The sequence below is a fragment of the Pseudoclavibacter sp. RFBI5 genome (assembly GCF_002931395.1).
Classification (GTDB): domain Bacteria; phylum Actinomycetota; class Actinomycetes; order Actinomycetales; family Microbacteriaceae; genus Pseudoclavibacter.
In genome coordinates this window covers 1461840-1482672 of the sequence record NZ_PSYA01000010.1, presented here as the reverse complement: position 1 = coordinate 1482672, position 20833 = coordinate 1461840, and the positions used below count along the sequence as shown (strand labels likewise).

The window sequence follows — 20833 nt, the reverse complement described above, 5'->3', positions numbered from 1 at the left end:
CCATGGCAACGATCCGCAAGGGCGACCTGGTCCAGGTCATCTCGGGCCCGAGCCAGGCTCGTGGTGGAGACCGCGGCAAGCAGGGCGAAGTGCTCGAGGTGCTCCGCGAAGAGAACCGCATTCTCGTTCAGGGAATCAACTTCGTGACCAAGCACGTTCGCGTCGGACAGACGCAGCGTGGCACGAAGACGGGTGGCATCGAGACCGTCGAGGCCCCCATCCACATCTCCAACGTCGCACTCGTCGACCCCGAGACCAAGCAGCCGGCTCGCACCGGTGTGCAGGTCGAAGAGGTCACGAAGGACGGCGTGACCAAGACGGTGCGCACGCGCGTCTTCAAGCCATCGCGCCGCGCTGCGAAGCCGGCCAAGGTCGAGAAGGCCGCCAAGGCCGACAAGGCTGAGAAGGCTGAGAAGAAGCCCGCGACGAAGGCCAAGGCCGCCGCACCGAAGAAGAAGGACGACGAGTAGATATGACTGACATCGCCACGGAGGCTGGCAAAATCCAGCCCCGTCTCAAGCTGAAGTACCGCGACGAGCTCAAGGCTCAGCTGCAGGCAGACCTCGGCGTGAGCAACGTCCACCAGGTTCCCGGTCTCGTGAAGATCGTCGTGAACATGGGTGTTGGCGAAGCAGCTCGCGACGGAAAGATCATCGAGGGTGCCATCACGGACCTCACGGCGATCACCGGTCAGAAGCCGAAGGTCACGAAGGCCACGAAGTCGATCGCACAGTTCAAGCTGCGCGAAGGACAGCCGATCGGCGCGCACGTCACACTGCGCGGCGACCGCATGTGGGAATTCCTCGACCGCCTGCTCTCGCTCGCTCTTCCCCGTATCCGCGACTTCCGTGGTCTCAACGACCGCCAGTTCGACGGAAACGGAAACTACACCTTCGGCCTCACGGAGCAGGTAATGTTCCATGAGATCGATCCAGACAAGATCGACCGCACACGCGGTATGGACATCACCGTCGTCACGACGGCGAAGAACGACGAAGATGGGCGCGCTCTCCTGGGCAAGCTCGGCTTCCCGTTCCAGGCCGGTCTCCAGCAGAACTAGTCTGAACACCCGAGGGTCACGGCGTATGCCGTGACCCCATCGGGCTGTTGCAACCGCAATGGCCCGTCCACCACAGGTCGCGGGGCCGTGTACGGCCCCGCGAAACCAGGCGAAAGGCACTCATCATGACGATGACAGATCCCGTCGCAGATATGCTGACGCGACTGCGCAACGCGAACTCGGCGCACCACGACTCCGTGTCGATGCCGAGCTCGAAGCTCAAGTCCCACATTGCCGACATCCTCAAGCGCGAGGGTTACATCACCGACTGGACAGTCGAAGATGCACGAGTGGGCCAGACCCTCACTCTCTCGCTGAAGTTCGGTCCGAACCGCGAGAGGTCGATCGTCGGCATCAAGCGCGTCTCCAAGCCAGGTCTCCGCGTGTACGCGCGCTCGACCGAGCTGCCAAGCGTCCTCGGCGGCCTCGGCATTGCCATCCTGTCCACCTCCTCCGGTCTCCTCACGGACCGTCAGGCCGAGCAGAAGGGCGTAGGCGGAGAAGTCCTCGCCTACGTGTGGTAATCCGTCATGTCACGAATTGGTCGTCTCCCGATCAGCGTCCCAGCAGGCGTTGACATCAAGATCGACGCGCAGAACGTCACCGTCAAGGGACCGAAGGGCGAGCTCGCGCTCGTCGTCGCGAACCCCATCGAGGTCAAGCTCGAAGACGGTCAGCTTCTCGTCACGCGTCCGAACGACGAGCGTGAGTCGCGTGCACTGCACGGCCTGACCCGCACGCTCATCAACAACAACATCATCGGCGTCACCGAGGGCTACACGAAGAAGCTCGAGGTCGTTGGAACCGGTTACCGCATCGTTTCCAAGGGCACGGGCGTCGAGTTCGCACTCGGCTACTCGCACCCGATCAACGTCGAGCCCCCCCAGGGCATCACGTTCCAGGTCGAGGGCAACAACAAGCTCACGGTCGTCGGAATCGACAAGCAGGCTGTCGGCGAGGTCGCAGCGAACATCCGCAAGCTCCGCCTCCCCGAGCCCTACAAGGGCAAGGGCGTGCGTTACGAGGGCGAGCAGATCCGCCGCAAGGCCGGAAAGTCAGGTAAGTAACCATGGGACTCGGAACTCGAGGAAAGAGCAAGCAGGCAGCGACCCGTCGCCGCCACGTCCGCCTTCGCAAGAAGGTCTCCGGCGACGCACAGCGTCCCCGTCTCGTCGTCACGCGCTCGGCGCGTCACGTCTTCGTCCAGGTTGTCGACGACACCAAGGGCATCACGCTGGCTTCGGCATCCACCATGGAAGCCGAGCTGCGTGAGTTCGACGGTGATAAGTCGGCCAAGGCGAAGCGGGTCGGCGAGCTCGTCGGCGCACGCGCCAAGGACGCCGGCATCGAAAGCGTGGTCTTCGACCGCGGCGGCAACAAGTACGCCGGTCGCGTCGCGGCCATCGCTGATGGAGCACGAGAGGCAGGGCTGAACCTGTGACCGAGAAAATCGACACCAACACGCCCGACAACATGACCGACACGCCCGTTGAGACGGCCGCGTCGAGTGAGTCGGCACAGCGCGACGGAGGTCGCGACAACAACCGCCGCGGTGGTCGTGGCGAGCGTGGCCAGGGCGGCCGCGACCGCAACTCGCGCGATGACAAGAACCAGTTCCTGGAGCGCGTCGTCACCATCAACCGCGTCTCCAAGGTCGTCAAGGGCGGTCGTCGCTTCGCGTTCACCGCGCTGGTCGTCGTCGGCGACGGCAACGGACTCGTGGGCGTCGGCTACGGCAAGGCCCGTGAGGTCCCGCTGGCCATCGCCAAGGGCGTCGAAGAGGCGAAGAAGAACTTCTTCCGCGTTCCTCGCGTCCTGAAGACGATCCCGCACCCCGTGCAGGGCGAGGCAGCAGCAGGCGTCGTCCTGCTCCGTCCCGCCGCTGCAGGTACCGGTGTTATCGCCGGTGGCCCCGTCCGCGCCGTGCTTGAGTGCGCGGGCATCCACGACGTCCTGTCGAAGTCGCTCGGTTCGTCGAACACGATCAACATCGTGCACGCAACCGTCGCGGCGCTGAAGCAGCTCGAGGAGCCGCGCGCAGTCGCAGCTCGTCGTGGCCTGCCCGTCGACCAGGTCGTTCCGCAGCGCATTCTGCGTGCCGAGGCCAACGCGGCCAAGGCCGCAGCCGAAGCACAGAAGGTCGGTGCCTGATGGCCAAGAGTCTCAAGGTGACCCAGATCAAGTCCAAGATCAGCGAGAAGCAGAACCAGCGCGACACACTGCGCTCGCTCGGCCTCAAGCGCATTGGCCACACCGTCGTCAAGCCGGACAACTCGGTGAACCGCGGCTACGTCAAGACAGTCGCTCACCTGGTTTCAGTTGAGGAGATCTCCGAATGACCAAGAACGAGAACGAGAAGGATGTGACCTCCGAGCCTCAGCTCAAGGTCCACCACCTCCGCCCCGCTCCCGGTGCCAAGAAGTCCAAGACGCGCGTTGGTCGCGGTGAGGGCTCCAAGGGCAAGACCGCCGGTCGCGGCACCAAGGGCTCGAAGGCGCGCACGACAGTGCGTATCGGCTTCGAGGGTGGCCAGATGCCGCTGCACATGCGTACGCCGAAGCTGCGCGGGTTCAAGAACCCGTTCCGTGTCGAGTACCAGGTCGTCAACCTCTCCAAGCTGGCCGAGCTCTTCCCCGAGGGCGGCGATGTCACCATCGCGAACCTCGTGGCAAAGGGTGCGGTTCGCAAGAACGAGCCCGTCAAGGTGCTCGGCAATGGTGAGATTGCGGTTAAGCTGAACGTCGCGGTCGACAAGGTCTCCAGCTCAGCAGAGCAGAAGATCGTTGCCGCCGGCGGTTCCGTCAAGTAGCAACTCCAAGCGGGGGTCGGCGGTTGCCGACCCCCGTTTGTCTCTTTCACGAGAAATGAAAGCAGGAACGTAGTGTTCAGTGCCGTCGCACGAGTGTTCAAGACACCGGATCTTCGTCGCAAGATCCTCTTCACGCTCGCTATGGTCGCCATCTACCGGATCGGCACCACGGTTCCTGGCCCATTTGTGAACTACGTCAACGTGCAGCAGTGTCTCGACACTGGAACGCAGATGGCCGGTCTCTACGACATGGTCAACCTGTTCTCCGGTGGCGCGCTGCTGCAGTTGTCGATCTTCGCGCTGGGCATCATGCCGTACATCACGGCCTCGATCATCACGCAGCTGCTGCGTGTGGTCATCCCGCACTTCGAGGCGCTCCACAAGGAGGGTCAGGCGGGTCAGTCGAAGCTCACGCAGTACACGCGCTACCTGACCATCGCCCTCGCGATCCTCCAGGCGACGACACTCGTGACGGTGGCGAAGTCGGGAACGCTCTTCGGCACGGGCAACCCTGCCTGCGAGAACGTCCTCGACATGCTCAACGAGTCCGCCGCGACCCCGGAGAACGCCGTCATCAACATGGTGCGCGTCGTGCTCATGGTCGCAGCCATGACAGCTGGCACCGCGGTCATCATGTGGATGGCCGAGCTCATCACCGAGCGCGGCGTCGGCAACGGCATGTCGCTCCTGATCTTCACGTCGATCGCAGCCTCGTTCCCGTCCGCCTTCGGCGCCATCGCCGCCGGTACCGGTGGAATGACCACGCTCGTCATCGTCATCGCGATCGGGCTGCTCATCATGATGGCCGTCGTCTTCGTCGAGCAGTCGCAGCGTCGCATCCCCGTCCAGTACGCGAAGCGCATGGTCGGACGCCGCACGTATGGCGGCAACAGCACGTACATCCCGATCAAGGTGAACCAGGCAGGCGTTATCCCCGTCATCTTCGCCTCGTCGCTGCTGTACCTTCCCGCGCTCGTCGCCCAGTTCAACCAGCCTGCCGCGGGGGAGACCCCGCCAGAGTGGGTCACCTGGGTCATGAACAACTTCACGACGGGCGACCACCCGCTCTACATGGCGGTCTACTTCCTCCTCATCATCGGCTTCACGTACTTCTACGTCGCGATCGCCTTCAACCCTGAGGAGGTTGCCGAGAACATGCGAAAGCACGGTGGCTTCGTTCCCGGCGTCCGTGCCGGACGCCCCACCGCCGAGTACCTGAACTTCGTGCTCACGCGAATCACCTTCCCCGGTTCGCTCTACCTCGGCGTGCTCGCGCTCATCCCGCTCATCGCGCTGTCCACGGTCAATGCAAATGCCAACTTCCCGTTCGGCGGCGCATCGATCCTCATCGTCGTGGGCGTCGGACTCGAGACGGTGAAGCAGATCGACGCTCAACTCCAACAACGCAACTACGAGGGGCTTCTCCGATGACACATCACGACCAGACCTTCCGCCTGCTCATCGTTGGTCCCCCCGGGGCCGGCAAGGGAACGCAGGCCGTCGGCATCGCCGAGGCCTTCGGTATCCCAGCCATCTCGACCGGTGACATCTTCCGTGCCAACATCAAGAACGGCACGAACCTCGGCATCCAGGTCCGCGAGATCATCGAGAGCGGCAACCTGGTTCCCGATTCGCTGACGAACGAGCTCGTCCGCGACCGCCTCACGGAGGCCGACGCCGCTGGCGGCTTCCTCCTCGACGGCTACCCGCGCACACTCGAGCAGGTCGCGTTCCTCACGCAGCTCCTCGCTGACCAGGGCACGGCGATCGATGCCGTCATCGAGCTCAAGGTCGAGATCGACAGCGTCGTGGAGCGCCTCCGCCGCCGCGCGCTCGAGCAGGGCCGCGCCGACGACACGGAAGAGGCCATCAGGCACCGTCAGAACGTGTACCTGCAGGAGACCGCGCCGCTTCTCGAGACGTACTCCGCTCGCGGATCGCTCGTGAGCGTCAACGGCTTCGGCACCGTCGAGGAAGTCCGGAACCGCATCTTCGCTGCTCTCGAGCAGCGGGGCCTGCGTCATCCACTGCACCGCCTGAGCGGCAAATAGGACTCACCTGGCAAGACAAGCAAGGACCCGAGCGGATTTCTCCCGCTCGGGTCCTCTTGCGTTTGCCGGAATGCACGCCGCGGAGACACCGCAGGGCCGTTCGCACCTGGTTCTGTGCTGTCTTCGTCGGCTAGCGTTGCCCTGTCGGCGCCTCCAGCTCGGAGAGCCGGAGAACCCTGTTGACGCAGTCGTCCAGGAACGGAGACACAGATGTCCTCACTCTCAGCTGAGCCCCATGACCTCATCGACTTCGACGTGCTCTTGAGCAAGGAGGAGCTGGCGCTGCGCAGCCGCGTCCGACTCCTCGTCGACGAGCACGTCAGGCCGCACATCGCGTCCTGGTACGAGGACGCCGTCTTCCCGATCGACCTCGTGCCGATGCTCGCGAGCGAGGGGCTGCTTGGCATGCACTTGAGCGGCTACGGGTGCGCTGGTCGCAGCGCCGTCGAGTACGGCATCGCCGCGGCGGAGCTCGAGGCGGGAGACTCCGGTATTCGTACCTTCGTCTCCGTGCAGGGCTCTCTGGCCATGAGCGCCATCTGGAAGCACGGGAGCGAGGAGCAGAAGGTCGAGTGGCTGCCGCGCATGGCGGCTGGCGAGGTCATCGGCTGCTTCGGGCTGACCGAGCCCGCTGCCGGATCCGATCCGGGGACGATGGGTACCTTCGCGCGTCGAGATGGCTCGGACTGGGTGCTCAGCGGCACCAAACGCTGGATCGGCCTGGCGTCCCTCGCCCACATCGCGATCATCTGGGCGCAGACGGACGATGGCATCAGGGGGTTCATCGTGCCGACGGCTTCCGCCGGCTTCTCGGCGACCCCCATCGGCCCGAAGCTCTCGATGCGCGCGTCCGTCCAATGCGACGTCGTCCTCGACGAGGTCCGGGTCCCCGCCGCTGCGATGCTGCCCGGTGCCCGCGGGCTGCGTGGGCCGTTCGAGTGCCTCAATGAGGCCCGCTACGGTATCGCCTGGGGGGTCATGGGCGCTGCCAGGGACAGCTTCGAGGACGCGCTCGCGTACGCGGGAGAGCGGCAGCCGTTCAACCGTCCGCTGGCAGGCTTCCAGCTCACGCAGCAGAAGCTCGTGGACATGGCCCTCGAGATCAACAAGGGCTTCCTGCTCGCCCTCCAGCTCGGGCGGCTGAAGGACGCGGGCCGCATCCAGCCGCACCATATCTCCGCTGGCAAGCTCAACAACACCCGCGAGGCGATCGCGATCGCTCGCGAGGCGAGGACGATCCTCGGCGGCAACGGCATCACCCTCGACCACTCGCCGCTCCGCCACGCCAACAACCTGGAGTCGGTCCGCACCTACGAGGGGACCGACGAGATCCACACGCTGGTGCTTGGCAGCAAGCTCACCGGCATTCCGGCGTTCCGGTAGGGGCACCGGTGCTCTCGGATCGCGAACGCGACGGCGTGCTGAGCGGCGTGCGGGTCGCGGATTTCTCCCGCGTGCTCGCCGGACCATACGCGACGATGATGCTCGCCGACTTCGGCGCCGACGTCATCAAGGTGGAACCCCCGGGCGGTGACGACACGAGAGCGTGGACTCCACCGGTGGATGCGCGCGGTCAGTCGACGTACTTCTCCGGCGTGAATCGCGGCAAGCGATCCCTGGTGCTCGACCTCACCCGCGACGAGGACGCTGCGGCCGCGCGCCGACTCGCGCGGGAGGCGGACATCGTCGTCGAGAACTTCCGGCCCGGGGTCATGGCGCGCTTCGGGCTCGACTTCGACTCGGTGCGGGCCGAGAACCCGTCGGCGATCTTCTGCTCCATCACCGGTTTCGGCGGAGGCGGGGGAGCGGCGCTGCCAGGTTACGACCTCCTCGTGCAGGCCGTCGGCGGACTTATGAGCATCACGGGCCCGGTGGACGGTGAGCCGAGCAAGGTCGGCGTCGCGCTCGTCGACGTGCTGACGGGGCTGAACGCGGTCACGGGCATTCTGCTCGCCCTGCGCGAGCGCGAGCGGTCTGGGACGGGTCAGCGCGTGGAGGTGGACCTGATGACGAGCCTGCTGTCGGCGCTCGCCAATCAGGCATCGAGCACGCTGGCGACGGGCCGGGCTCCCGCACGGCTCGGCAACGCGCATCCGAGCATCGCCCCGTACGAGCTGTTCGACGCGAGCGACCGTCCGCTCGTGATCGCCGTCGGCAACGATCGGCAGTTCGCAGCACTTGTCGGGGTCCTCGGCGCTCCTGGCCTCGCTGGAGACCCGCGCTTCAGCACCAACCAGCTCCGCGTGCACAACCGCGAGGCCCTCCGTGCGCTCATTGCGGCGAGGCTGGGGGAGCGCGCGGCCAGCGAATGGGTCGAGCTCCTGACGAGTGCACGCGTGCCGGCCGGCCTCGTGAACGACGTCGCCGAGGCGTTTGCGTTCGCAGAGGGCCTTGGCCTTGAGCCTGTCGTGGAACTGGGAGCAGGAGCTGGGGAATCGGTGCGGTTGACGGCCAACCCCATTCACTTGTCGCGGACGCCGGCGGTGTACGGACAGCAGGCACCAGATCTTGGCTCCGCGGGCGCGTCCGTCGACTGGCGATAGCTTCCCGGTTACGCAACCGTGACCCTCGCAGAGCCGCTGTTGCAGAAGCGTTGTCGCTGGTTGGGGGGCCGCATCCCGGTGTCGGGCTAGCGTCACAGGACCGCACATCATCGAGTGCGGGACGAACACGGAGGCCCTATGAGACCGTCGACCGTCGAGCACAGTGTGCGGGCGAGCACGCCACCCGCAGACGTGCCGGGGACCACACCACGTCCCGCCTGGTGGCTCAAGTTTCTCGCCATCGCGACATTCGTCGCCGCCCTTCTCGTCGGCATCACACCGTGGCATGCGTTTGCGCTCGTGCCGTGGGAGCCAGGGCCTTCCCTGCCCGAGCCAGGAGCGTTCATGGACCGGTACGTCCGTCCCGGATTGCTCCTGGCGCTGTGGCCGGCCGGAGTTGTCGTGGCGGCGGTGTGCATGGTGGTGGCGCTGCGTCGCACACGGTCCGTGTCGCTGGCGATGGTGAGTGTGGCCGCGGTGATCGCCGCCACCCATCTCGGCTTCACGTTGCTCTGGACGCTTGAGGCGGGGCGCACGATTGTTGCTCAGGTGGAGGTGCAGACGGAGGTCCCTCAGGCAGAACCCTCCGCACCTCCAGCGCAGACCTACTGGCCAGGGGAGGAGCCGTTGGATGAGCCCGGCGCCGTGACCTCGCTGTCTGCCGACCAGCTGCGGGCCGGCGTCCTCGACCTGCGTGACGCGACCGTGGCGACCATGGAGAGTCCCGTCCCCAACCTCATGGTCGGGCCCCTGGATGCCGAACCGGTCGAGATCGCCTGCGTGCCGGGCGGAGAGACGGGCGACTACCCGGACGAGACAACGTCGCGTGGAGTCGCGTACGAGGTGCAGTTGAGTGTGAGCGGCCCCGACACCGTCACGGACGAGCAGAACATCATCGAGCTCTGGAAGGCGCGGGGACTGACATACGACCGGGCCACGGGCACGAACTACGCGGGCGGCTCTACCGCACAGGCGATCGACCAGGTCAGGATGCGGGGCGACGCCCAAGGCTGGCTCAACATCACCGTCACCAGCCACTGCTCGCCAAGCGACTGAGGGGCAACGATGAATCCGAAACTCGACGATCGTACGGATGCACGCAGTCGGCATTCCTCCGGGGACGTGCAGATTGCGAAGACCGTCATCGTGCTCGCGCTGTTGACGCTCTGCATTCCGCTGTTCGCCGCCATCTGGCTCGTGCTCCTCTCACCGGGGGCCATGCCGCAGCCGCTCGGTGTCGCGCGGTTGCCATCGTGGGTCGGTTGGTTCCCCGTTCCCGAACCGCAGTCCTTCCTCACGATGCTCGGTGCGCTCGGCGTTCTCGTTGCCGCCGCTGCTGTCCCTGCTGTGCTGTCGAGCCTCGCGAAGCATCTTGCCGTCAAGCTTCGGAGCCAGGATGCGCAGCTCCTGTCCGGCACGCTGGTCACCGCACGCGCGGTTGCGCGCGTCTCTGCCATGGCGACGCTGCTCGTCGCGTGCCTGTTCATCACGGCCTCTGCTGCGGCCCTTCTCGGACCTCGACTGTCGGCGCTCGGGACGACCTGGCCGTCAGGAGCCGACGAGGAGTATGCGGGCAGCGCCGACGAGGATGGCGGTGACGGGGCATTGATCGCGGACACGGCGGAGGGTGACGCGGCCTACGCGCTGACGCGGGTGACGCCGGAGCAACGGCAGGGAGTTCTCGCGCTCGCGGAAAGCACCATGGCGTTGATCCCGACGGCCGAGTACGTGCGGGACTCCGCGGGTACCGAGCCGCTGCTCGTCACGGCGACCACTTGCGGTGCTGGTGATGAAGCGGGCGTCGCCGTCAACGTGACCTCGTACTTCCAGACCGATGGGACTGCCTTCGATGGTGAGGCGGTTCGCGCGTTGTGGGCTGAGCATCCGCTGGTCGTGCGGGGCACGATGAGCGAGATCATCGGGGAGTCCGAGTCCGCCTCGAACGTGCGCTTCGCGATTCTCTACTACGACACTGATGGGGTCTACGTGCTCAGCCTCTCGGGAGCCTGTCGCGCCCTCGAGTGAGTGCCCTCGGCGGCGAGAAGGAGCCGGGCGCGTAGACTCTCCTGATGCGCAAGAGCATCTACAAGACACCCGCCGAGCTCGCGGCGATGGTGCCAGCCGGCCGGATCACGGCCCTCGCCCTCGATGCCGTCGCCGAGGCGATCCGTCCGGGGGTGACGACGCTGGAGCTCGACGGCATCGCCGAGCGTGTCGTCCGCGAGAGGGGCGCAGTGCCGAACTTCGCGTTGGTTCCGGGGTACCGACACACGATCTGCGCCTCCGTCGACGACGCGGTTGTCCACGGTATCCCGGACGACAAGCCGCTCACGGCGGGCCAGCTCGTCTCCATCGACGCCGGGGCCATGTTCGAGGGCTGGAACGGCGACTCGGCCCGAACGTTCGTCGTCCCCGGCGAAGCGGCGGACACGAACGCGGTGGCTGACGGGTCGCGTCTCAGCGAGGCCTGCGAGCGCTCGCTCTGGGCGGGCATCGCGAAGCTGGCGACCGCTCGGCACCTCGCCGAGGTCGGAGCTGCCGTCGAGGAGTCCATCGAACAGTCCGGTGACTACGGCATCCTCGAGGACTTCGCGGGGCACGGCATCGGCCGCAGCATGCACGAGGAACCGACCGTGCACAACATCCGCGTCTTCGGGCGCGGGCCGGTGGTCAAGCCTGGCCTGGCCATCTGCATCGAGCCCATGATCACGCTCGGGGGCCCTGACGTCGTCATCGATGACGACGACTGGACCGTTCGCTCAGCAGACGGCTCGCTCGGGGCCCATTGGGAGCACACGATCCTGGTGCACGCCGACGGCATCTGGGTCTCCACCGCCCATGACGGGGGAGCAGCGGGTCTCGAGCCGTTCGGAGTCGTCCCCACCCTGCCGGCCGGCGCAGGAGCCTGACCTCCATCGGCGGTGCATCCCCGCACTTGCACTCCACGGGGAGACCACCTAGAGTTGACGCTTGGTGTCTTTTGCGTTGCGTTTTCGCGCGCGTCGTCACCGTCCATCCGCACGACCAGCGTGCATTCAATAGCAAACGACAGTGAGGCTATGGCCAAGAAAGACGGCGTCATCGAGATCGAGGGTTCGGTTGTCGAGGCATTGCCAAACGCAATGTTCCGCGTAGAACTCTCGAACGGACACAAGGTTCTTGCTCACATCTCGGGCAAGATGCGTCAGCACTACATCCGCATCCTTCCCGAGGACCGCGTGATCGTGGAGTTGAGCCCGTACGACTTGACCCGCGGCCGCATCGTCTACCGCTACAAGTAGGCACGCTGTAAGGAACGGCTGGGCAGACGTCTGCCCAGCACGAGGCCAGCGATCACAGAAGGAACTTCAATGAAGGTCAACCCCAGCGTCAAGAAGATCTGCGACAAGTGCAAGGTTATCCGCCGCCACGGTCGCGTCATGGTCATCTGCGAGAACCCGCGCCACAAGCAGCGCCAGGGCTAATCGCTCGGGACTCACCTCGCCGGCCAGTTCAGGCGCGCGAGACGTCCCATGGGTGCACACGCGCCCGACGTCACAACTGAATACGAAACAGCACCAGTAAGAACCGCCGGGCTCAGCCCAGGCGGGGACACCTTCGGACCGAGGCCGGGGCCCATCCGGTGCATCACACCTCAACCCACAGGAGAAATCCCATGGCACGTCTCGCAGGCGTCGATCTCCCACGCGAAAAGCGCGTTGAGATCGCACTCACCTACATCTACGGCGTCGGCCGCACGAGCGCCCTCAAGGCACTCGAGGACACCGGCATCGACGGCAACATCCGCGTCAAGAACCTCGACGACGAGCAGCTGGTTCAGCTCCGCGACTACATCGAAGGCAACTTCAAGGTAGAAGGTGACCTCCGCCGTGAGGTCGCAGCTGACATCCGCCGCAAGGTCGAGATCGGCAGCTACGAGGGTCTCCGCCACCGCCGCGGCCTTCCCGTGCGCGGTCAGCGCACGAAGACGAACGCTCGTACCCGCAAGGGCCCGAAGCGCACGGTCGCCGGCAAGAAGAAGGCACGCTAGTCGCCGCCGCGACAGCGCCCGCAGATTTCGTAGGAGAGAAAAATGGCTACCCCAAAGAGCGCCGCTCGTAAGCCGCGCAAGAAGGACAAGAAGAACGTCGCAGTGGGCCAGGCTCACATCAAGTCGACCTTCAACAACACGATCGTGTCGATCACCGACCCGTCCGGCGCTGTCATCAGCTGGGCTTCCTCCGGTGGAGTCGGCTTCAAGGGCTCGCGCAAGTCGACGCCCTTCGCCGCGCAGCTCGCAGCCGAGGCCGCAGCTCGCCAGGCGCAGGAGCACGGCATGAAGAAGGTCGACGTCTTCGTCAAGGGACCGGGCTCCGGTCGCGAGACCGCGATCCGCTCGCTTCAGGCCGCAGGCCTCGAGGTCGGCTCGATCAACGACGTCACCCCTCAGGCACACAACGGCTGCCGCCCTCCGAAGCGTCGCCGCGTCTAGCCTCCCGTCCGCCGCGAGGCTCTCCCGCGAGGGAGGGCCTCGTGGCGGATGTTCGGCGTCCCCGCTCGAACTCCACACCCGGTCGACGACGTGCGTCGGCTGAATCGCCAAGTGTCATATAGCGGACACTTTGCCGAAAGGAACCCATAGTGCTTATCGCACAGCGTCCAACGCTCACCGAGGAAAGCCTCTCCGAGAACCGCTCGAAGTTCACGATCGGACCACTCGAGCCCGGCTTCGGCTACACCCTCGGCAACTCACTGCGTCGCACCCTGCTGTCCTCCATCCCCGGAGCAGCAGTCACGAGCATCCGTCTCGACGGTGTCCTCCACAAGTTCACCACCATCCCTGGTGTGAAGGAAGACGTCACCGAGATCATCCTCAACATCAAGCAGCTGGTCGTCTCCAGCGAGCACGATGAGCCGATCACGGCCTACCTCCGCAAGACCGGGGCGGGCGAAGTGACGGCGGCTGACATCTCAGCACCTGCCGGTGTCGAGGTGCACAACCCGGAGCTCGTCATCGCGACGCTCAACGACGACGCCAAGTTCGAGCTCGAGCTGACGATCGAGCGCGGCCGCGGCTACGTCTCGGCGACCCAGAACCGCAACGAGTTCTCCGAGGCCGGTCAGGTCCCGATCGACTCGATCTACTCGCCGGTCCTCAAGGTCACCTACCGCGTCGACGCGACCCGTGCCGGTGAGCGCACCGACTTCGACAACCTCGTCGTCGACGTGGAGACGAAGCCGGCCATCTCGCCGCGCGACGCGATCGCATCTGCCGGTCGCACGCTCGTCGAGCTCTTCAGCCTCGCTCGCGAGCTGAACGAGCAGGCAGAGGGCATCGAGATCGGCCCAGCGCCGGTCGACGCCGTCCTCACCAACGAGCTCTCGATGCCGATCGAAGATCTCGACCTCTCCGTGCGCTCGTACAACTGCCTCAAGCGCGAGGGCATCAACACGGTTTCCGAGCTCGTCGCTCTCAGCGAGACGCAGCTCATGAACATCCGCAACTTCGGTCAGAAGTCGGTCGACGAGGTGCGCGACAAGCTCACCGAGCTCGGCCTCTCGCTCAAGGACTCGGTTCCCGGGTTCGAGGGTGCTCACTTCTACGGTGCCGGCGACGACACCGGCGAGTACGTCTAAACAGACCTGCCCGCCAGACCGACTTCACACGAAAGAGAATGACGAATGCCTAAGCCCAACAAGGGTCCTCGCCTCGGAGGCGGCCCCGCACACGAGCGCCTCATGCTCGCTACGCTCGCGGCGCAGCTGTACACGCACAAGCGCATCCAGACGACCGAGACGAAGGCCAAGCGCCTCCGTCCGCTCGCTGAGCGCCTGATCACCTTCGCGAAGCGCGGAGACATCCACGCTCGCCGTCGCGTGCTGCAGATTGTCACCGACAAGACCGTCGTGCACGAGCTCTTCACGGAGATCGCACCGCAGATGGAAGGTCGCGAAGGCGGGTACACCCGCATCATCAAGACCGGCTACCGCAAGGGCGACAACGCCCCCATGGCAGTCATCGAGCTCGTCCTCGAGCCCGTCACGCCGAAGGCCTCCGCAGTGAAGACGGCTCCGGCCGCTGCACCTGCCGAGCCTGAGGTCGACGAGCCCGCGACCGACGAGGTCGACGCAGCCGCAGGCGACACGGAGGCTTCCGAGCCCACGGCCGACGGCGGAACGCAGCCTTCCGAGGCTGCAGACGCCGCTGAGTCGGACGCTGACGCGAAGGCCGACGACGCCAAGTAGTCGAAGCTGATCGTCGAGGCCCCCGAGCAATCATCGAGATTGCTCGGGGGCTTCGTCGTGTCGTCGATAAACCGGTTCGGTTGAGGGAGGATGGGCGCATGGGGCACGGACGAGGAAGCACACGGTTCCGTTTGGACATCGCCTACGACGGGTCCGCGTTCAGCGGGTGGGCGGCGCAGCCGGAACTGCGAACGGTGCAGGGCGCCCTCGAGGACGCCATCAGGCTCGTCGCACGAGAGCTTCCCGATGGTCCGCTGCTCACGGTCGCGGGCCGAACCGACGCTGGAGTCCACGCGACGGCGCAGGTCGCGCACCTCGACCTCGACGCCCTCGGGGTCGAGAACGTCCGACGTCGGTCCAGCGACGAGGTGTCCGACATCCTGCTCCGTCGGGTGAACGGGGTCCTCGGTCGAGACACCGACGTCGTCCTCGCGGCGGTGGCGCCTGCGCCGGAGGGGTTCGACGCTCGGTTCTCGGCGATCTCCCGGAGCTACGAGTTCCGCATCGCAGATCGCCGAACGCCTCCGAACCCCATCGAGCGGCACCGCACGGCCGTCGTCCCGCGAGAGCTCGACGCGGGCCTCATGCAGGTGGCCGCAGACAAGCTCATCGGCCTCCACGACTTCGCCGGCTTCTGCCGACCGCGCCCGAACTCGACGACGATCCGGACCCTGCAGCGCTTCGACTGGGTCCGCGACGAGCAGGGCGTCGTCGTCGCGAAGCTCGAAGCGGATGCCTTCTGCCACTCCATGGTCAGGTCCCTCGTCGGCATGTGCGCTGAGGTCGGTGCCGGGCGCATCCGGCTCTCGGACGTGCCTTCGCTGCTCCAGGCGACGGAGCGAAGCAGCGCCTTCCCCGTCCTGGCGGCGAAGGGGCTCACGCTCACGGGAGTGGGCTACCCGGCGGACGCTCATCTCCGTGAGCGCCAGGCCGTGACGCGGGCGCAGCGGCCCGCCCTCCGTCTGGTGGAGCCACTCACCTCGCCTGCGGGCATCGCTGACCGATCTACATCTCCCGACTGATTCCCAGGAATCCTCCGAGGGTCCAGACTGGGGTCATGGTCGACCTCATCAGCTACGCGGCGCTGGCCCTGCCTGTCGCCGTCTTCGCCGTGCTGAGCGTGGTCGGCAGGCTGTGGCCCCGAGCCATCGTGCCTGCGGCTTGGTCGGCTCTCGGGGTTGCAGTCCTCGTTCTGGCGTACGCGCTGCTCAGCATCCTGATGCCGGCACTGGACCCAACCGACCCCGACGTCTTCCTCGGCTCCTTCTTCTTCTCCGCGTCGCTCATCGCTGGGGGAGTTGGGACAATGCTCATGGTCGGCGTCTTCGGTGCGGCCGCCCGGTTCAGGACGGTTCGCGCGCGACGCCTCGCCGCTCCGTCGGTTTGAGATTGCGCCCAGGCGACCACTGACGTAAGCTACTCAAGTTGTCTGCACTCCGGTGTCGGCTTCGAAGTTGAGCCCTCGACGGTGACGTTCGTGGTGAGGCCTCCCCGGGAGAACCCTTCCCGGAGGCTCAACCGCAACCATCACGACCGAGTGGGATTCACGACCTCCTCATTTCGACGAAAGGTGCACATCCATGCGCACGTACACACCAAAGGGCGGTGACATCACCCATGACTGGGTGGTCATCGACGCGACTGATGTCGTTCTCGGCCGGCTCGCAACCCACGCGGCAGCTCTGCTCCGCGGCAAGCACAAGGCAACCTACGCTCAGCACGTTGACATGGGCGACTTCGTCGTCGTCATCAACGCAGAGAAGGTCGCTCTGACGGGCTCCAAGCTCCAGAAGAAGCTCGCCTACCGCCACTCGGGCTACCCGGGTGGACTGACGGCGACCTCCTACACGGAGATGCTCGAGAAGCACCCGACGCGCGCCGTCGAGAAGGCGATCCGCGGCATGCTCCCCAAGAACACGCTCGGACGCAACCAGCTCAAGAAGCTCAAGGTCTACGCAGGTGCAGAGCACCCGCACGCAGCCCAGCAGCCGAAGCCGTACGTCTTCGACCAGGTTGCCCAGTAGCGGCCCGAGCTAGGAAAGAGAACACAGTGGCAACCATCGCAGAGTCCATCGAGCAGCCGCAGAGCTACTCGACCGAAACCCCCGAGGCAGAGGCGGCCGTCCAGGCTCCTCGTCCGGCGCTCACCGTTCCCGGTGCAGCCGTCGGCCGTCGCAAGCAGGCAATCGCCCGCGTGCGCCTCATCCCGGGAACCGGCACCATCACGGTCAACGACCGTGACATCGCCGACTACTTCCCGAACAAGCTGCACCAGCAGCTGATCAACGACCCGTTCACGATCCTGAGCCTGGGCGGCGCATACGACGTCATCGCACGCATCTCGGGTGGCGGACCTTCCGGTCAGGCCGGTGCGCTCCGCCTCGGCATCGCACGCGCTCTCAACGAGATCGACCGCGAGAACAACCGCCCCGAGCTCAAGAAGGCTGGCTTCCTGTCACGCGACGCTCGCGTCAAGGAGCGCAAGAAGGCTGGACTCAAGAAGGCCCGTAAGGCGCCTCAGTACTCGAAGCGCTAAGTCCAGACATTTCGAATGCCTAGGCTTTTCGGAACGGACGGGGTTCGTGGGCTTGCGAACGACCACCTCACGGTCGAGCTCGCCCTCAGCCTCGCCCAGGCCGCTGCCATCGTGCTCGCGACATCAGCTCGCGAGCACGGGCGGCGGCCTCGTGCTGTTTTAGCCCGCGATCCGCGGGTTTCAGGTGAGTTCATCTCTGCTGCCGTGGCGGCGGGACTCGCCTCCTCTGGTGTCGACGTGCTCGACGCGGGAGTCATCCCGACGCCGGCCGCGGCGTTTCTCACCGCCGAGATCGGGGCCGACTTCGGCGTCATGATCTCGGCGTCCCACAATCCTGCGCCCGACAACGGCATCAAGTTCTTCGCTCGCGGCGGTCGCAAGCTCGCCGACGACCTCGAGAACCAGATCGAGGCGCTCCTCGGCGGGGAGAAGCTGACCCCGACGGGAGCTGGGGTCGGGAGCATCGAGCGTTTCGCCGATGCCGAAGACCGTTATGCCCTTCACCTGCTCCGCAGCCTGCCGCTCCGCGAAGACGGCACCTCGCCGCTGCGTGGACTCCACGTGGTCCTCGACTGCGCGCATGGTGCTGCTGCCGGCGTCTCGCCCGAGGTCTTCACCGACGCAGGCGCTCAAGTCACGGTCATCGGCAACGCGCCGAACGGACTCAACATCAATGAGGGTGTCGGATCGACGCACCTCGGCGAACTCGCTCGCACGGTCACGGAGCTCGGGGCGGACCTGGGCATCGCCCACGACGGAGACGCAGACAGGTGTCTTGCCATCGACGCCGACGGCAAGGTCGTCGACGGCGATCAGATCATGGCCATCCTGGCCGTCTCCATGCGTCGGCGCGGCGCGCTGCGCGAGGACACCCTCGTCGCCACCGTCATGTCGAACCTCGGCCTCAAGATCGCGATGCGCGAAGCCGGCATCCGCATGATCGAGACCAAGGTCGGTGACCGCTACGTCCTCGAGGAGCTCAACGAGCGGGGGCTCGCCCTCGGCGGGGAGCAGTCCGGACACGTCATCCTCACCGACTACGCCACGACGGGAGACGGCATCCTCACCGGTCTGCACATCGCGGCCGAGATGCGGCGAACCGGCAAGACGCTCGCCGAGCTCGCATCCGTCATGCGCGTCTACCCGCAGGTGCTCATCAATGTGCCCGGCGTGCGCAAGGAGGATTGCGCGAGCGACGAGCCGCTCCAGGCTGCCGTCGCCCAGGTCGCCCTCGAACTCGGTGAGACCGGACGTGTCCTGCTGCGGCCATCCGGAACGGAGCCGCTCGTTCGCGTCATGATCGAGGCGGGGGAGCAGGAGACCGCACAGCGTCACGCGGAGGCCCTCGCCGCAGTCGTCCGCGAGCGGTTGGCCCTCTAAGGTCAGCGCTCCGCGAGGTCTCTGATCTCGTGCCACTCGGACCGAGTCTCAGAACGAGGTCCCGCCCCACCGTCATCTGGTGGAGCGGGACCTCTTTCTCGTTCTGCGGGACACCTCTTGCCCTGCCAGCTTCGAAGCGGCGAACCTCAGAGAGCCTCTCGGTCAGGGTTACCACCCGAGTGTGAGAAAGAAACAAGCGCCGAGGCAAAGTTTTGGTGACAATCTCGCATCTGGGGCTTCTCGCGTAGATAAGCTCAACACGCGGAAATCCCGCCACACCTAAGGAGCTCTCCATGATCGAACGCAAGATCACCGTCGCCTCGGAGCACGGACTTCACGCACGTCCAGCCGCGATCTTCGTGCAGGCTGCCACCGAAGCCGGCGTCCCGGTGACGATCGCCAAGGGCGACAAGAGCGTCAACGCGGCCAGCATCCTCGGCGTGCTCTCGCTTGGCGTGTCCAAGGGTGACGAGATCACCCTCTCCGTCGACGGCGACGAAGCTGTCGCCGACCAGCTCGTGACTCTCCTGGAGACCAACCACGACGCTTGAGCCGCCGCGCGCGCTCATGGCCGTTCGGCCAATTCTTGAAATCCGGGAACGGTCGCACTGACCCCACCCCTCCTATCCCCGCGCATGGGGATTGCTTGGAGCAATAATGACTGCAGAAGCCACAACGACTGAACGCAAGGGTGCCCGCGTCGGCGTCCAGAAGTTCGGTGCGTTCCTCTCCGGCATGGTCATGCCGAATATCCCGGCGTTCATCGCCTGGGGCCTCATCACCAGCCTCTTCATCGAGACCGGCTGGCTGAACGAGCTGTTCCCCGCCAACGGCCAGCTCTGGGGCACCCTCGGTGGCTGGGCGATCGACCCCGCGACCATCACCGACGAGACCCCGGATGGAACGCCGTTCATGGGGCTCGTGAGCCCGATGATCACGTACCTCCTGCCTCTCCTCATCGCCTACCAGGGCGGCAAGATGGTCTACGACACGCGTGGTGGCGTCGTCGGTGCCATCGCGACCATGGGCGTCATCGTGGGCGCGGGCATCCCGATGTTCATCGGCGCCATGATCATGGGTCCGCTTGCAGCGTGGATCATGAAGAAGGTCGACAGCATCTGGGACGGCAAGATCCGTGCCGGCTTCGAGATGCTCGTCAACAACTTCTCGGCCGGCATCCTCGCGATGCTGCTCGCCCTCGGCGGGTTCTTCGCGATCGCCCCGGTCATCACGTGGCTCACGGAACGTCTCGGTGAGGGCGTCGACGCGCTGGTCAACGCAGGGCTCCTGCCCCTCGCGAGCATCCTCATCGAGCCCGCGAAGATCCTCTTCCTCAACAACGCGATCAACCAGGGAGTGCTCACGCCTCTCGGTGTCGCGCAGTCGGAGGAAGCCGGGAAGAGCATCCTGTTCCTCCTCGAGGCGAACCCGGGCCCCGGCCTCGGTCTGCTCCTCGCGTTCTGCTTCTTCGGCGTCGGCGTCGCTCGCGCGAGCGCGCCCGGCGCAGTCGTCATCCAGTTCCTCGGCGGCATCCACGAGATCTACTTCCCGTACGTGCTCGCCAAGCCCGCTCTGATCCTCGCCGTCATCGGTGGTGGCGCGACGGGTGTGCTCACCAACGTCATCTTCGACTCGGGCCTCGTCGCTCCGGCATCTCCCGGCTCGATCTTCGCGATCATGATCATGACCGCCCAGGGCAGCCACCTCGGTGTCATCCTGTCGGTCCTGTTCTCGGCGGCAGTCACGTTCGCGATCGCCGCGGCGATCCTGCTCAGCTCACGCAAGAAGGATCTCGCCGCAGAGGCCGCGGGTGGCAACGGCTTCGCCGATGCTGTCGCCAAGACCGAGGCCAACAAGGGGAAGAAGTCCGACGCACTTTCGGGTCTCTCCTCGCAGGCCGCTGGCAGCTCCGTGGACACGAGGGTCATCACCAACGTCGTCTTCGCCTGCGATGCCGGTATGGGGTCGAGCGCGATGGGCGCGTCCGTCCTGCGCAACAAGATCAAGAAGGCAGGAATCGAGGGGGTCAACGTGAAGAACGTCTCGATCGCGAACCTCGACGCGACCCCCGACCTGATCGTCACGCACCAGGACCTCACCGACCGCGCGAAGCAGAAGTCTCCAGACGCCATCCACGTGTCCGTGGAAAACTTCATGAACAGCCCCAGGTATGACGAGGTCGTGGAACGGCTCTCCAACCAGTGAGTCGCACCTTCGACTGACCCAGGC

The 20833-nt window shown here is 65.8% G+C and carries 27 protein-coding genes and 1 pseudogene; all 28 read left to right on the top strand.

Translation table 11 applies throughout. The annotated features are described in order from the left end of the window. Window positions 1-2: 2 nt before the first annotated feature. Window positions 3-347, top strand: a pseudogene (rplX, locus tag C5E06_RS13790) (50S ribosomal protein L24); the annotation flags it as partial. Between the two features lie 125 nt (window positions 348-472). After that, window positions 473-1060 (top strand): 50S ribosomal protein L5, encoded by a 588-nt coding sequence (gene rplE, locus C5E06_RS13785; protein ID WP_104242668.1) that lies wholly within the window; start codon window positions 473-475, stop codon window positions 1058-1060. Window positions 1061-1185: 125 nt separating this feature from the next. Further along, window positions 1186-1584, top strand: coding sequence for a 30S ribosomal protein S8 (rpsH, locus tag C5E06_RS13780; protein WP_068479267.1), 399 nt, complete (start codon window positions 1186-1188; stop codon window positions 1582-1584). Between the two features lie 6 nt (window positions 1585-1590). After that, entirely contained in the window at window positions 1591-2127 is a 537-nt protein-coding gene (gene rplF / locus C5E06_RS13775; protein ID WP_104242666.1) for a 50S ribosomal protein L6, read from the top strand. Window positions 2128-2129: 2 nt separating this feature from the next. Continuing rightward, complete coding sequence (gene rplR, locus C5E06_RS13770) at window positions 2130-2501, top strand: 50S ribosomal protein L18 (RefSeq protein ID WP_104242664.1); 372 nt, start codon at window positions 2130-2132, stop codon at window positions 2499-2501. Between the two features lie 32 nt (window positions 2502-2533). Then, window positions 2534-3211, top strand: coding sequence for a 30S ribosomal protein S5 (gene rpsE / locus C5E06_RS13765; RefSeq protein ID WP_104242810.1), 678 nt, complete (start codon window positions 2534-2536; stop codon window positions 3209-3211). Further along, window positions 3211-3399 (top strand): 50S ribosomal protein L30, encoded by a 189-nt coding sequence (gene rpmD, locus C5E06_RS13760; RefSeq protein ID WP_104242663.1) that lies wholly within the window; start codon window positions 3211-3213, stop codon window positions 3397-3399. The genes rpsE and rpmD overlap by 1 nt, the downstream gene beginning before the upstream one ends. Then, window positions 3396-3869, top strand: coding sequence for a 50S ribosomal protein L15 (gene rplO / locus C5E06_RS13755; protein WP_104242661.1), 474 nt, complete (start codon window positions 3396-3398; stop codon window positions 3867-3869). The genes rpmD and rplO overlap by 4 nt, the downstream gene beginning before the upstream one ends. Window positions 3870-3941: 72 nt before the next feature. Next, window positions 3942-5300 (top strand): preprotein translocase subunit SecY, encoded by a 1359-nt coding sequence (secY, locus tag C5E06_RS13750; protein ID WP_104307184.1) that lies wholly within the window; start codon window positions 3942-3944, stop codon window positions 5298-5300. After that, window positions 5297-5920, top strand: coding sequence for an adenylate kinase (locus C5E06_RS13745; protein ID WP_104242657.1), 624 nt, complete (start codon window positions 5297-5299; stop codon window positions 5918-5920). The genes secY and C5E06_RS13745 overlap by 4 nt, the downstream gene beginning before the upstream one ends. 210 nt (window positions 5921-6130) lie before the next feature. After that, a complete protein-coding gene (locus tag C5E06_RS13740; RefSeq protein WP_104307182.1) occupies window positions 6131-7303 on the top strand; it encodes an acyl-CoA dehydrogenase family protein in 1173 nt (390 codons plus the stop codon). Between the two features lie 8 nt (window positions 7304-7311). Then, entirely contained in the window at window positions 7312-8463 is a 1152-nt protein-coding gene (locus C5E06_RS13735; RefSeq protein ID WP_258067618.1) for a CaiB/BaiF CoA-transferase family protein, read from the top strand. Window positions 8464-8601: 138 nt separating this feature from the next. Then, window positions 8602-9519, top strand: coding sequence for a hypothetical protein (locus C5E06_RS13730; RefSeq protein ID WP_146081389.1), 918 nt, complete (start codon window positions 8602-8604; stop codon window positions 9517-9519). Between the two features lie 66 nt (window positions 9520-9585). After that, window positions 9586-10488, top strand: coding sequence for a hypothetical protein (locus C5E06_RS13725; protein ID WP_146081388.1), 903 nt, complete (start codon window positions 9586-9588; stop codon window positions 10486-10488). Between the two features lie 44 nt (window positions 10489-10532). Further along, window positions 10533-11372: a type I methionyl aminopeptidase gene (gene map, locus C5E06_RS13720; RefSeq protein ID WP_104307176.1), complete on the top strand. Its 840-nt coding sequence runs from the start codon at window positions 10533-10535 to the stop codon at window positions 11370-11372. A gap of 150 nt (window positions 11373-11522) precedes the next feature. Beyond that, window positions 11523-11744 (top strand): translation initiation factor IF-1, encoded by a 222-nt coding sequence (infA, locus tag C5E06_RS13715; RefSeq protein WP_066056559.1) that lies wholly within the window; start codon window positions 11523-11525, stop codon window positions 11742-11744. Window positions 11745-11813: 69 nt separating this feature from the next. After that, window positions 11814-11927 carry a 50S ribosomal protein L36 gene (rpmJ, locus tag C5E06_RS13710; RefSeq protein ID WP_008361054.1) on the top strand — a complete coding sequence of 38 codons (114 nt, stop codon included), beginning with the start codon at window positions 11814-11816 and terminating at the stop codon, window positions 11925-11927. A gap of 191 nt (window positions 11928-12118) precedes the next feature. Continuing rightward, window positions 12119-12493 carry a 30S ribosomal protein S13 gene (gene rpsM / locus C5E06_RS13705; RefSeq protein WP_068479246.1) on the top strand — a complete coding sequence of 125 codons (375 nt, stop codon included), beginning with the start codon at window positions 12119-12121 and terminating at the stop codon, window positions 12491-12493. Between the two features lie 42 nt (window positions 12494-12535). Then, complete coding sequence (gene rpsK / locus C5E06_RS13700) at window positions 12536-12934, top strand: 30S ribosomal protein S11 (RefSeq protein ID WP_068479244.1); 399 nt, start codon at window positions 12536-12538, stop codon at window positions 12932-12934. A gap of 149 nt (window positions 12935-13083) precedes the next feature. Continuing rightward, window positions 13084-14079: a DNA-directed RNA polymerase subunit alpha gene (locus C5E06_RS13695; RefSeq protein WP_104242647.1), complete on the top strand. Its 996-nt coding sequence runs from the start codon at window positions 13084-13086 to the stop codon at window positions 14077-14079. 45 nt (window positions 14080-14124) lie between these two features. Further along, window positions 14125-14688: a 50S ribosomal protein L17 gene (gene rplQ, locus C5E06_RS13690; RefSeq protein WP_104307174.1), complete on the top strand. Its 564-nt coding sequence runs from the start codon at window positions 14125-14127 to the stop codon at window positions 14686-14688. 98 nt (window positions 14689-14786) lie between these two features. Continuing rightward, a complete protein-coding gene (locus tag C5E06_RS13685; protein WP_104307172.1) occupies window positions 14787-15710 on the top strand; it encodes a tRNA pseudouridine(38-40) synthase TruA in 924 nt (307 codons plus the stop codon). 35 nt (window positions 15711-15745) lie between these two features. Next, the gene (locus C5E06_RS13680; RefSeq protein ID WP_104242641.1) at window positions 15746-16075 is read left to right on the top strand and encodes a hypothetical protein; all 330 of its coding nucleotides are present in this window, start codon (window positions 15746-15748) and stop codon (window positions 16073-16075) included. Between the two features lie 193 nt (window positions 16076-16268). After that, window positions 16269-16712: a 50S ribosomal protein L13 gene (gene rplM, locus C5E06_RS13675; RefSeq protein ID WP_104242639.1), complete on the top strand. Its 444-nt coding sequence runs from the start codon at window positions 16269-16271 to the stop codon at window positions 16710-16712. Window positions 16713-16738: 26 nt separating this feature from the next. Continuing rightward, window positions 16739-17224 carry a 30S ribosomal protein S9 gene (rpsI, locus tag C5E06_RS13670; RefSeq protein ID WP_104242637.1) on the top strand — a complete coding sequence of 162 codons (486 nt, stop codon included), beginning with the start codon at window positions 16739-16741 and terminating at the stop codon, window positions 17222-17224. A gap of 15 nt (window positions 17225-17239) precedes the next feature. Next, entirely contained in the window at window positions 17240-18604 is a 1365-nt protein-coding gene (gene glmM / locus C5E06_RS13665) for a phosphoglucosamine mutase (RefSeq protein WP_104242635.1), read from the top strand. 293 nt (window positions 18605-18897) lie between these two features. Then, a complete protein-coding gene (locus C5E06_RS13660; RefSeq protein ID WP_104242633.1) occupies window positions 18898-19155 on the top strand; it encodes an HPr family phosphocarrier protein in 258 nt (85 codons plus the stop codon). A gap of 106 nt (window positions 19156-19261) precedes the next feature. After that, a complete protein-coding gene (locus C5E06_RS13655; RefSeq protein ID WP_181062982.1) occupies window positions 19262-20809 on the top strand; it encodes a PTS mannitol transporter subunit IICB in 1548 nt (515 codons plus the stop codon). Window positions 20810-20833: the final 24 nt, after the last annotated feature.